Annotated in this window: 8 protein-coding genes; 3 read left to right on the forward strand and 5 right to left on the reverse strand. The window is 67.4% G+C overall.

Features of this window, described 5'->3' with window-relative positions; translation table 11 throughout:
- Nucleotides 1–91: 91 nt before the first annotated feature.
- Nucleotides 92–4,051 carry a serine/threonine-protein kinase gene (locus KY501_RS25520; RefSeq protein WP_224366033.1) on the forward strand — a complete coding sequence of 1,320 codons (3,960 nt, stop codon included), beginning with the start codon at nucleotides 92–94 and terminating at the stop codon, nucleotides 4,049–4,051.
- A gap of 42 nt (nucleotides 4,052–4,093) precedes the next feature.
- Here KY501_RS25520 and KY501_RS25525 read toward each other — a convergent pair whose 3' ends face one another.
- Nucleotides 4,094–4,483, reverse strand: coding sequence for a DUF779 domain-containing protein (locus KY501_RS25525; protein WP_224366035.1), 390 nt, complete (start codon nucleotides 4,481–4,483; stop codon nucleotides 4,094–4,096).
- 20 nt (nucleotides 4,484–4,503) lie between these two features.
- Nucleotides 4,504–6,030 (reverse strand): aldehyde dehydrogenase, encoded by a 1,527-nt coding sequence (adh, locus tag KY501_RS25530; RefSeq protein WP_224366037.1) that lies wholly within the window; start codon nucleotides 6,028–6,030, stop codon nucleotides 4,504–4,506.
- Nucleotides 6,031–6,256: 226 nt separating this feature from the next.
- Here adh and KY501_RS25535 point away from each other — a divergent pair, with 226 nt between their 5' ends.
- Nucleotides 6,257–7,042, forward strand: coding sequence for a L,D-transpeptidase family protein (locus tag KY501_RS25535; RefSeq protein ID WP_224366039.1), 786 nt, complete (start codon nucleotides 6,257–6,259; stop codon nucleotides 7,040–7,042).
- Nucleotides 7,043–7,058: 16 nt separating this feature from the next.
- Here KY501_RS25535 and KY501_RS25540 read toward each other — a convergent pair whose 3' ends face one another.
- Nucleotides 7,059–7,586 (reverse strand): YkgJ family cysteine cluster protein, encoded by a 528-nt coding sequence (locus KY501_RS25540; RefSeq protein WP_224366041.1) that lies wholly within the window; start codon nucleotides 7,584–7,586, stop codon nucleotides 7,059–7,061.
- A 25-nt stretch (nucleotides 7,587–7,611) separates the two neighbouring features.
- Nucleotides 7,612–9,012: an LETM1/MDM38 family protein gene (locus KY501_RS25545; RefSeq protein ID WP_224366043.1), complete on the reverse strand. Its 1,401-nt coding sequence runs from the start codon at nucleotides 9,010–9,012 to the stop codon at nucleotides 7,612–7,614.
- Between the two features lie 174 nt (nucleotides 9,013–9,186).
- On the opposite strand from KY501_RS25545, the gene KY501_RS25550 reads away from it, so the two are divergent.
- On the forward strand, nucleotides 9,187–9,903 hold the full coding sequence (locus KY501_RS25550) for a hypothetical protein (protein WP_224366045.1): 717 nt from the start codon (nucleotides 9,187–9,189) through the stop codon (nucleotides 9,901–9,903).
- Between the two features lie 43 nt (nucleotides 9,904–9,946).
- Here KY501_RS25550 and KY501_RS25555 read toward each other — a convergent pair whose 3' ends face one another.
- Complete coding sequence (locus KY501_RS25555) at nucleotides 9,947–12,241, reverse strand: carbohydrate-binding protein (RefSeq protein ID WP_224366047.1); 2,295 nt, start codon at nucleotides 12,239–12,241, stop codon at nucleotides 9,947–9,949.
- Between the last annotated feature and the right edge of the window lie 93 nt (nucleotides 12,242–12,334).

Below are 12,334 nucleotides of genomic sequence, written 5' to 3' on the forward strand. Positions count from 1 at the left end.
GGCCCACGCGCGGAGAGCGGCTCTCTTCCAGTAGAATGCCGCCGCCTCACGGACCTCTCTCCAGGTAGCGCATCCCAGCCCGCCCCTTCAGATGCCTCACGCTCCTCCCACGTCCGGCACGCCAGCCCCCGGCACCCTCCTGGCGGACCGCTTCAGGATCCAACGGCTGGCGGGCCGTGGGGGCATGGGTTCCGTCTATCGGGCCATGGACATCACGAGCGAGCATCCCGTGGCCGTCAAGCTGCTGAATGCGGCCACCGACTCCGAGACGGCGCAGCGCTTCACGCGCGAGGCCCAACTCCTCTCGGAGCTGCGCCATCCCCGGATCGTCTCCTACGTGGCCCATGGCGTCACCGAGGAGGGCCAACCCTTTCTCGCCATGGAGTGGCTGGAGGGTGAGGACCTGGCCCACCGGCTGCCGCGCCAGCCCTTGAGCCTCTCTGAAGCACTGCTGTTGGTGCGCCGCAGCGCCGAGGGGCTCGCCTCCGCGCATGCGCAGGGCATCGTCCACCGCGACATCAAACCGTCCAATCTCTTCCTGCGCGGGGGCGAGGTGGAGGATGTGGTGGTGTTGGACTTCGGCCTGGCGCGGCTGGCGGCGGCCTCGCAGGCGCTCACCGGCAGCTCCATGGTCCTGGGTACGCCTGGGTACATGGCCCCGGAACAGGCCTCGAGCCACCACGACATCACCCCCGGAGCGGACATCTTCTCCCTGGGCTGCGTGCTGTACGAGTGCCTCACGGGACAGCCGCCCTTCCGGGCTCCCCACATCGCCGCGGTGCTGGCGAAGATCCTCTTCTCCGAGCCCGCGCGGCTGCGCACGCTCCGGCCCGAGCTGCCTGCCTCGCTGCAGGCTCTGATGGACCAGATGCTCGCCAAGGATCCCGCTCAGCGGCTCGCGGATGCCTCAAGCCTGCTACGGGCGATGGAGGCGATGGAAGCTCCCGCTGAAGTGCCCGCGCCGGGCCGGCCCCGGACACCGATCCCCATCAGCCTGACCCAGGCCGAGCAGCACCTGGTGAGCGTGCTGCTGGCCACTCCTTACGGGGCCGCCGCGGACGATCCCACGCTCAACGCCGACGATGCGAAGCATGCCCGCCGCCGCCAGGGCCCCCTGCTGCAGGAACTCCGCGCGAACGGTGCGCAGGCCACGCTGCTGGCGGACGGCTCGCTGATGGCCACCTTCCTCCTGGAGCGCGGCACCGCCACGGATCAGGCCGCTCTGGCCGCGCACTGCGCCCTCACCGTCAAGGAACAGTGGCCCGATAGCCTCGTGGTCCTCGCCACGGGCCTGACGCTCCGGGGCGAAGCGCTGCCCGTCGGCGAGGTGATGGACCGGGCGGGTGAGTTCCTCCGGAAGATGGAGCGGGAGCGCAACGAAGCAGCCCTGGTGGTGCTGGACGACACCACGGCCGGGCTGCTGGGCCCCCGCTTCCTGCTCGACAAGGCCACCTCCGGAACCACCCGGCTGCTCGGAGAACACCTGGGCGCGGACGAATCCCGCCGCCTGCTGGGCCGCCCCACTCCCTGTGTGGGCCGCGAGCAGGAGCTGGCCGTGCTGGAGATGGCCTTCTTCTCCTGCCTGGAGGACACGTTCGCCCGCGCGCTGCTGGTCATCGCCTCGCCCGGCACCGGCAAATCCCGCCTGCGCCATGAGTTCCTGCGCCGCCTGGAGCACCGCGCCCCGCCCATGCTCGTGATGCTCGGGCGTGGCGATCCCATGAACGCGGGCTCCGCCTATGGCCTGATGGGCGAAGCGGTGCGTCGGATGTGCGGCATCCAGAACGGAGAGCCCTTGGAGTCCCGGCGCCAGAAGCTGGCGCGACGCGTGTCCCGGTACCTCTCGCCCGAGCTGATGAAGGACACCGCCGAGTTCCTGGGCGAGCTGTGCGGCGTGTCCTTCCCCCTCGAGGACAGCCCCAAACTGCGCGCGGCCCGCGAGGATCCGCAGGTGATGAGCGCCCAGGTGACACGCGCGATGATCACCTTCCTCCGCGCCGAGCTGTCCCAGGGGCCGGTGCTGTTGATCCTCGAGGACCTGCACTGGAGCGACACCTTCACCGTGAAGCTGGTGGACGAGGTGCTGCGAGAGCTGAGCGAGCAGCCCCTGATGGTGCTGGCGCTGGCCCGCCCCGAGGTCAAGGAGCTCTTCCCGGAACTCTGGCCACGGCACCTCCAGGAAGTGCCCCTGCGCGGCTTGAGCCAGAAGGCCTGCACGCGGTTGATCCACGAGGTGCTCGGCCCCCAGGTGCAGGAGGCCGTGGTGGCCCGGCTGGTGGAGCAGGCGGCCGGCAACGCGTTGTTCCTGGAAGAGCTCATGCGCAACGAGGCCGAGGGACACGGCTCGGAGACACCGGGCACGGTGCTCGCCATGCTCCAGTCCCGCCTCCAGCGCATGGAGCCCATCCCTCGGCGCGTGCTGCTGGCCGCCAGCATCTTCGGCCGCTCTTTCTGGACCGGTGGCATCAAGGCGCTCCTGGAAGAGGTGCTGTCTCCCCAGGAGATGGAGCGCGGACTCCAGGGCCTGAAGGATCTGGAGATGGTGCAGCCCCAACCGGGCAGCCGCTTCCCGGGGGAGACCGAGTACCGCTTCCGCCACGCGCTGGTGCGAGACGCGGCCTACAGCCTGCTGCCCGGCCACCTCAAGCCTCTGGGACATCGCCGGGCCGGAGCATGGCTGGAGCACGCGGGAGAGCATGATCCCTGGCTGTTGGCGGAGCACTACCAGCTCGGGCAGGAGAAGGAACGGGCGGTGCACTTCTTCATCCGTGCGGGCGAGCGGCTCTTCGAGCAGGAAGACATGCCCGGCGCGCAGCGGTGCCTGGAGGCCGCACTCGAATGTGAGCCCACAGGCTCGCCCCTGGCGGAGCTGCGAGCCCTGGAGGTGCTCATCTGCTTCTGGCGAGAGGACTTCGAGCGCGGGTTCAACGTGGGCACCAAGGTCCAGCCCCAGCTCCCGGTAGGGAGCGCGCCCTGGGCCCGCGTCACGGGTGCGATGATCCTCATGGGAGCCCAGAGCAGCCGCCACGCGGATCTGGCCCGGCTGGCGCAGCTCCTGCTGGGCACCACTCCCGAGCCCCAGGCCGCCACCTCCTATATCGAGACGGCGGCCTTCCTGACCGCCATCAACAGCTGGGGCGGGCTGCGGGCCCAGGCCCTCATCGTCCTGGGCCGCCTGGATTCGGTGGGGACGGACATCCTTCCGCAGGCTCCCATCGCGAGGGGATGGACCTGGTGCGCGAGAGCCTATGCCCACCACTTCCTGCAACCTCACCCCTGGCAGGCCTGTGTCGCCGGCGAGGAAGGCGTGCGAGCCTTCCGCGAAGTGAACTCGGAGCGCAACCGGACGGCGCCCCAGGCCATCTGGGGCCTCGCGGTGGAGGCGCTCGGAGAAGGGGCTCGCGCCATCGAGATCCTCCGCGACGCGGTGGAGACGACCCAGCGAGGGGGCGAGACATACGCGGCAGCGGCCACACGGATGCAGTTGCTGTTGGTCCTGTCCAACAGCCCTGAATCCACGCACCGGGAAGAGGCCCGCCATCGGGCACGCCACCTGTTGGAGACGACGGGAGACCTTCTCTATCAAGGCGTCGCGCACCTGGCGCTGGCACGGGTGACGGGAGCCGAGGGCTGGCAGGCGCAGGCGGAGTCCCATGCTCGCGAGGCGTGCGAGCGCTTCGGCGTGTTCCTGTCCTTCCAGCTCCTGGCGCGCACCTTCCTGTCAGCGACGCTGCGGGCCCAGGGGCGAGCCGAGGAGGCACGAGCCGCAGCGGAAGCAGGTGTGCAGGTGCTGGAGCAGATTGGCGGCCTGGGAGCGGGAACCGTGGGCGCATGGCTGGCTCTGGCCGAGGCCTGCCTCGTCCAGGGAGACACGGCCGCTGGAGAGCGAGCCCTCCGCCGGGCCGTGCAGTGCGTGGGCATGCGCGCCAACGACATCCCGGATGCCTCGGCCCGCGCGCGCTTCCTCCATCAGGTCCCCGAGAATCTCCGCACCCTGGAGCTGGCCCGGCAGCGGTGGGGAGAGGGCTGGGAGCTCGACTTCACCCCTTGAACAGAGGGGGTGAGAACCGAAGCCCTCACCCCCTCCGCGACTTCAGTGCTGCGGCCCGCGAGGCGGCGGACCCGCCTCCTTCAACGCGAGGTACTCCGTGTCATCGAAGACGCGCGAGCGGATGAGGAAGCGAACGCCCTCGGGAGCCTCCACCGAGAAGCCGCTCCCCCGCCCCGGCACCACATCCACCGTGAGGTGGGTGTGCTGCCAGTACTCGAACTGCGGACCGGAGATGTAGAACGGCGTATCCACGATCGTCCCGAGGAACACATCCCCGTGGCCAATCTTGAAGTCGCCGCGCGGGAAGCACATCGGCGCGCTGCCGTCGCAGCAGCCTCCCGACTGGTGGAAGAGCAGCGGGCCATGAATCCCCTGTAGCTTGCGCAGCAGGGTCTCGGCCTTCGGAGTGACGGTCACTCGGTTCACGCTCATGGTGCCTCCCTTTCTACGGCCTAGAAGAAGCCCATCGGCTTCGGGTCGTAGCTCACCAGCATGTTCTTCGTCTGCTGGTAGTGGTTGAGCATCATCTTGTGCGTCTCGCGGCCGATGCCCGACTGCTTGTAGCCGCCGAACGCCGCGTGCGCCGGGTACAGGTGGTAGCAGTTCACCCACACGCGGCCCGCCTGGATCTCCCGGCCCATGCGGTACGCCGTGTTCGTGTCACGCGTCCACACGCCCGCGCCCAGGCCGTACAGCGTCTCGTTGGCGGTGGCCAGCGCGTCCGCCTGGTCCTTGAACTTCGCCACCGACACCACCGGGCCGAAGATCTCCTCCTGGAAGATGCGCATCTTGTTGTGGCCCTCGAAGATGGTGGGCTCCACGTAGTAGCCCTCGGCCAGCGCGCCGGGCAGGCTCGCGCGGCCACCACCGGTGAGGACCTTGGCGCCCTCCTTCTTGCCAATATCGATGTACGAGAGGATCTTCTCCAGCTGATCGTTGGACGCCTGCGCGCCGATCATCGTCTGGGGATCCAGCGGGTTGCCCTGGACGATCTTCTTGGTGCGCTCCACGGCCTTCTGGATGAAGGCCTCGTAGAACTTCTCCTGCACGAGCGCGCGCGAGGGGCAGGTACACACCTCGCCCTGGTTGAGGGCGAACATGGCGAAGCCCTCGAGCACCTTCTCGGCGAAGTCGTCGTTCTTGTCGAACACGTCCGCGAAGAAGATGTTGGGCGACTTGCCGCCCAGCTCCAGCGTCACCGGAATGAGGTTCTCGGAGGCGTATTGCATGATGAGGCGGCCCGTCGTCGTCTCACCGGTGAAGGCAATCTTGGCAATGCGCTTGTTGCTCGCCAGCGGCTTGCCGGCCTCGATGCCAAAGCCGTTCACCACGTTGAGCACGCCGGGCGGAATCAGATCGCCTACCAGCTCCATCAGCTTGAGGATGGTGGCCGGAGTCTGCTCGGCGGGCTTGAGCACCACGCAGTTGCCCGCGGCCAGCGCCGGCGCCATCTTCCACGCCGCCATGAGCAGCGGGAAGTTCCAGGGGATGATCTGGCCGACGACGCCTAGCGGCTCGTGGAAGTGGTACGAGACGGTGTTGTCATCGAGCTCCGCGAGGCTGCCCTCCTGCGCGCGGATGACACCGGCGAAGTAGCGAAAGTGATCGATGGCCAGCGGCAGGTCCGCCGCCAGTGTCTCGCGGACGGGCTTGCCGTTGTCCCACGTCTCGGCGACGGCGAGCTGCTCGAGGTTCGCCTGCATCCGGTCGGCGATCTTGTTGAGGATGTCCGCGCGGGCGGTGACGGACGTCTTGCCCCAGGCCGTCTTGGCCTTGTGGGCCGCGTCGAGCGCCTTCTCGATGTCCTCGTGGTTGGAGCGAGGAATCTCACAGAACGGCTTGCCCGTCACCGGGGTGATGTTCTCGAAGTACTGGCCGCGCACGGGCGGAACGAACTCGCCCCCGATGTAGTTGCCATAGCGGCTGGCGAACTGGACCTTGCTGCCGGGCTGATTGGGGGCTTCATAGACCTTCGACATCTGAGGACCTGCCTTTCGTGTGTGTGGAGGCCGCGCCAACCCCGCAGTGGGAGCTCCGGGGGACGCAGTTGCGCACGATAGCGAGCAACACACCGGAAGAGGTAGGGGCGCGCAGTGAAGGCGAGAGACGTGAATGGTAGGCCGTCGTTCGAGGGGCCTGGCCGACGGGCGGGAAGTGTTCAGAACTGGAGGAACATCCCGCGGACATGCGGAGTCCAACGCTGCCGTGAGAACCGCACTGACCTGCCTGCTGCTGACCTATGCGCTGACGACGCACGCCGAGGACCGGGTTGCCGCCGCGCGTCAAAACCGAACCCATGCGCTCTCGGAACTCTTTGCCTCCGCGGGGTTGCAGTACCCGCCGGGGGAACTCTATCTGCGCGCCTTCAAGCAGGAGCGCGAGCTGGAGGTGTGGGCAGGAGCGAGAGGTCAGCCCCTGGTGAAGGTGAAGACGTATCCTTTCTGCGCTGCGTCAGGCGAGCTGGGGCCCAAGCGGCAGCAAGGAGACCTGCAGGTTCCCGAGGGCTTCTACACCATCGACCTGTTCAACCCCTGGAGCGACTTCCACCTGTCCATGCGGGTGAGCTACCCGAACGAGTCGGATCGCATCCTGGGCGGTCGGCCGCTGGGGGGCGCCATCATGGTGCACGGTGACTGCGTGAGCATCGGGTGCATCGCCATCCAGGACGACCCCATCGAGGAGCTGTACGTGCTGACGCTGGACTCGCGGGCGAAGATGGGGAGGGAGGTGCCCATCCACATCTTCCCGCGTCGGCTCGACGCGGAGGGGATGGCCGCGCTGGAGAAACTGCCCTACGCCACTCCCTCGCTCGTAGCGTTCTGGCGGGGGCTGGAGCCGGGCTGGCGGCTGTTCGAGGAGTCCCACCGTCCGCCCCGGGTGTCCGTGGATGCGAAGACGGGCGCCTATCGCGTGCGGCCCGAACCGCCACCACGCGCTGCGACGCCCCAGCCTCGCGGTGCCCGAGCGACTCCCTCTTCCCAGGATTCGTGAAGGGGCACCGCCTGCCTCACTCCTTGTCCTGGAGATGAAGCTTCTCGAGCAGTTCCTTGAGCTTCTCGGGCGGGAGGTTGGCGCGCTCCAATGACTTCCGAAGCCCCTCGGCCTTCTTGTACACGGCCTGATAGCCGCATTCCGGCAGGAACTCCGGGAGCGCGGCATAGAGGAGGTTGCGCGGGTAGTCCCGGCACATGCCCGGGCGGCTGTCATATGAGTCGCATTGCTTGGTCGCCGGGTCGTAATGCGTGCAGCGGAAGATGAAGATCTTCTGCCTGCGATCTTCTCCCGTGAACTCGAACCCGTTGATGACGCGGTGCCAGGCCAGCGCGAGCCAGCGCAGCGAGCGCAGACGGAACACGGGCGTGCTCACCGGAATCATCGGGGACTCGCAGCACTTGCCACAGCCGTTGCACGAGCCCGTGAGGCGGTAGCGAGGCTCGCCTCGGGCGCGGAGAACCCACCGGGTGAAGCCCAGATCAAAGTTGTAGCGAAGCAGCGCGAGCTTCTTGATGAACCGCCGGATGGGGCCGTCCTTCATGAACTCAGCTCCAGAACCTCGCCGCTCAACCCACCTGGCGCTCAGAAGCTTCTGGCTCGGGCTCGGGAGAAGGCTCGGGCTCGTCCTGGAACGCGCTCGGCAGCAGGCTGAAGGGCAGAACCTTGGACAAGGCGATCAGCAGCAACACCCCGCCCGGCGCGGCGAAGATCGCCAGCGCGGGAATGGCCTTGGCCACATCGATGAGCTGCGCCCGCATCCTCCGGCGCTCATCCCGCGTCAGGCCCTGGCCGCGAGCCGCCTTGGCCAGCAGCACCGCCAGGTCTCCCGTCTCCCGCACCTCCTGCATCACCCGGTGGAAGTTCGTCTCCAGCGCCTCCTGGATCCGGATGACGTAGTCCTCGCCCATCACACCCGCAGCCGCGGACACCGTGAACACGTCCACCACCGAGCGGTGGTGCGCGTAGAACTCGGCCATCTCGAGTTCCAACCGGTGCAGCTCCTCACCTGGCACATGCAGCGCGTCAGCCAGATCCTGGATGAAGGCCCGCTCCCCCCGAGACCGCTGCCCATCCACCAAAGAAGCCAGCAGCGTCTGCTCGAGGATGAAGTGCTGCATGTCCTTGCTGCGCACGCCAGCCACCATCGTCCGCACGGAGAGCCGGTGCTCAAAGGACTTCTTCACCGCGGCCTTCAGCTCAGACTCGATGGCATCCGGCAGCGTCAGATCCTCCACCTGACGCAAAATGGCACGGCGCGTGGAGTAGCTCGGCTCGCGATCCGCGCAGGCCAGTCCCGCCAACACCTTCACGAGCAGCGCCTTCTGCTTCGCCGCGAAGTCGATGCGCCGCTGTGCCTCCGCGCGCTGGAACTTCCCCCGCGCGAAGTAGTCGATGGCCTGCCGACCAAACATCTGCGCGTCCGCGTACAGCGCCCCGTTGTGGAGAACCAGCCCGTAGACGGGATCACCCGCCAGCGAGATGGCGCGCCGGGCCAGCGCCGACTCCACCTTGCCCCTCAAGCGCCGAGACACCGCCGTCCCGCCCTGGAGCTTCGCGTCGATGTCCTCGGCCAGGGACACCTCCCCGGTGAACACCGCGAACAGGAACAGGAGCTGATCCTGCCGCGCTCGGTCCGGAGCCCCGGTGAGCAGCGCGATGTCCAACGCCATTCGCGCCAGCGTGCGAACCACCGCGAGGAACAACTGCTCCTCGGGCGCGCGAGCCCGCTCCCCGCTCGTCTCCGCGGTGGGCACTTCCTCCTCAGTCCCAGCCGTGCCCTCCGTGGGCGTGCCGTACAGCAGCCCCGAGGCCCGTAGTGTCTTGCGCAAGTAGGCACGGGCCCTCGCACGGCCCGAAGCGCGGTCCTCGGACAGACCAGGAGCCACCGCGGGAGTCGACACACCTGCGTGTGCCGCCACCGCCTCCTCGAGAATCGAGGAGAGCCAACCCGCTTTGCCCAGATCCATGACCGTGCCCTACCCGCGACGCCACACCGCTCGCGTCCACCTGGGAATAACCTACCTGCCGCGCGGATGCCACCCTCCCCTCCCGCCGGTGCGAGAGCGGTGACAATTCTGGGCAGTTGGACTGCCAAGAACCGTCTCTTGTTCTGGCCGAGCCCGGGGCGCAAGGATCAACCCATGCGCCGCGTGATTCCTCTGCTCGTGACCCTGATGACCTCTATGGCCTCCGCCCAGGACGACACCGAGGGCGCCATCCCCGACGGCTACTCCGATGAGGACTATGAGCGAGAGGCCGCCAAGCGGCTCGAGGGCACCAGCCGCGTCTCGATCATCGGCGGATGGCGGTATGCGCCCAACTTCACCTTCTATGACAACTACTACTTCAAGCGGGACAACCGGGCTCTGGAACGCTCCCGGGGGGCCATCGGAGGCCCACTGCTGACGGGGACGTTCGCGTACTCGGTCACGGAGCTGATCGAGGTGGGCATCGACCTGTTCACCACCTACGAGCGGATGGAGCTGACGAACAAGCCGGGACTGAACGCCGTCACCTTTGGCGCGCTGGTGGGACTGCGCTTCCAGAAGCGGCTGGAGCTGGGCAATCGAGTGGTGATCCCCTCGGTGGGTGCCCTCTTCGGCCCCATCGTCGCCGCGTCCTACTTCGACGGAGGGCAGTCCGTGGAACGCGGCCAACAAGCGCTCGGCTTCACGGGTGGAGCGACGCTGAAGCTCTCGAAGCAGTGGGGCCTCTGCTTCGAGCTCCGGTACCTCTTCGCATCGGGCGATGTCAAAGACGTGGGCCCCTTCAACGCCGGCGGGACGTGGCTCGGCGTGGGAATGACGTACAGCTTCCCCTGGCAGAACGAAAACACGCGGATCCACGGGAAGATCTAGGCATCGGGTGAGGTGGGGCCCACCCCACCCGAGCCCGTTTCCTCTACAACCGCGTGAGTTCGAAGTCGTCGAACGCGGACCAGTTGCCCGCCGCCGCGTTCGAGTACACGCCAATCGTCACCGTGCCGGTCGTGACGTTGATGGTGCCGATCGTCAGCTGCTGCCATGTGGACGCCGAGGCCGTGGCCCCGAGGTCCGCGCTGTACAGCGTGCCGCCGCCGTGGTTGCTCGCCTCCAGGCGCAGGTTGGTCTGCCCGCCACCCGAGCGGACCCACACGCTGGCGCGGTAGGTGCCGTTGGGCACGCTGACGGCCTGGTACGTCGTCTGCTGGTAGGCGGTGGCCGAGTAGTGCGTCAGCTTGTAGGCGCCCGTGCGCGGCGTGTCCGTGTCCACCTTGTGCACGTCCGCGGACTGACTGGTCGGATGCCAGCCGGACCAGCTGCTCAAGCTCCCGCCCTCGAGGCCCGCGTTGACGAGCAGGTTGCCCGAGACAAGCGCCGTGCCGAACTGCACCCAGTTGAGGTTGGCGCTGCCCCGGAACACGACGTAGAGGTCATGCACGCCGGATGCGCCGGTGATGGGAGCGCTGGCCGTCGTCCACGTCTGCCAGCCGCCCGTCACGTTGGCGCTGACGGTGCCGAGCAGCGGCCCCGTGGCGCTGTCCGCGCGGAACTCAATCGTAGTGGCCGAACCGCCATTGGCCAGACGGGCGCTGACGGACGTGACATTCGTGAGGGTGACGTTCTTGAACAGGAGGTAGCTGCCATTGGACGTGTAGCCCACGTCCTTGCCGCCGCCCGTGTCGCTGCAGTTCTCCGGCCGCGCGCCCTTGGCCTCCTGGAACGCCGCGGCGAGGAGCCGGGTGGTCGCGGGGATCGCGGTGCTGCCCGCCTGGGTGCCCGTCCACTTGAACGTGGCGATGGACGTGGCCGGCAGCGTGTAGGTGAACGAGGAGTTGCCCCACTTCACCGCGAACTGGGCGCTCGCGCCGTTCTGGTTGTAGACGATGAGCGACTTGGAGCCGTCCGGGTTCTTGAACGCGACGTTGTGCAGGCCCTGCGCGTAGCCGGTGGAGGCGATGCGTTTGGCGCCGGGGACGACGAACTTGCTGATGTGTCCCATGGCGTAATACGTCGGCGTGTAGGTCGCCGTGCCGTTGGACTGGTTGATCGTCACCAGCCCCGAGCAGGTGGTGCACCCGCCATTCGTCGGGCCGCGGTTGGTATCGAGCGCGATGTTCCAGTCCGTGTACGTCTTCGCCCAGTTGCGGAAGATGGCGATCTCGTTGGTGATGTTCGCGTCGAACAGGTTGGTGATCCACGTCCCGCTGGAGCCCTCCGTGAAGTAGATGTCCTTGTTCGGGTACTGGTAGTGGATGTCATTCATCGTGGAGACATCCCCGCCATAGAAGTGCCAAGCGGAGCCCGCGAGGTAGCCAGCCGTCGACGCATCCGCGTAGAGCGTCTGGACGTAATCGGGCCGGTCCCAGTTGTGGTCGTAGCCGAGGATCTTCGTCGTGAGGCCCCGCCCCGCGAGCGTGGGGCCAAGGTTGTACTTGATGAAGTTGGACGCCTCGGCGGCGGTCAGGTTCATCGTGGGATAGCCGGACGTCTCGTGCAGCGGCTCGTTCTGCACGGTGAGCGCGTAGACGGGAACGCCCGCCGCCTGGTACGCCTGGATCGTCTTGGCGAAGTAGAGGGCGAACTGGCCATAGGCGGCGGTGTCCAGCTTCCCGCCATTCATCGAGCCGTTCGTCTTCATCCACGCCGGCGCGCTCCAGGGGGTGATCATCACCTTCAGGTTGGGGTTGAGGGTGAGGGCCTGGCGCAGCAGCGGCAGGACGTACGCCTCGTCATGGGCGATGGTGAAGTGGGACAGGTTGGTGTCGTCCCGCTGCCCGGAGGGCATGTCGTCATAGGAGTAGTTGCCATTGACGGCGAAGTCGGAGGCCCCCATCGGCTGGCGCAGGAACGACACACCGATGCCGTTGACCGGATCGAACAGCTTGCTCATCACGGACGTCTGGGTGGCGGCGCTCAGCTTGTTCTTGATGAGCCACGCGGAGGAGTCCGTCAGCGAGGCACCGATGCCATCCATCGTCTGATAGGCGGTGTTCTCGTCCACGAAGATGGTGTTCAGCCCCGCGCTCGCGTCCGCGGTGAAGGCCACGTTGCCCTGCTGCTGCAGCGCCTGGGACAGATCCTGTTTGGTGAGCCAGACATTGGCCGTCTCTCCGGCCGCATGCGCGGAAGCACCGGCCACGAGGCCCGCGAGCGGCACGAGCCGCAAGGAAGACAGCAAGGAGCTCAGAGAGCGTTGGAGGTACGTTTTCGTCATGGTGTGTTCCTCGGTTCCAGAAAAGGCAGGAGGGGACTGACGGGACGAACCCGCCAGCCCCCTTCCGAGCTGCAAGTCACTCGAGCCTGGCGG

Origin of the sequence: Hyalangium versicolor, assembly GCF_020103695.1 — a bacterium.
In the GTDB taxonomy this organism is placed as follows: domain Bacteria; phylum Myxococcota; class Myxococcia; order Myxococcales; family Myxococcaceae; genus Hyalangium; species Hyalangium versicolor.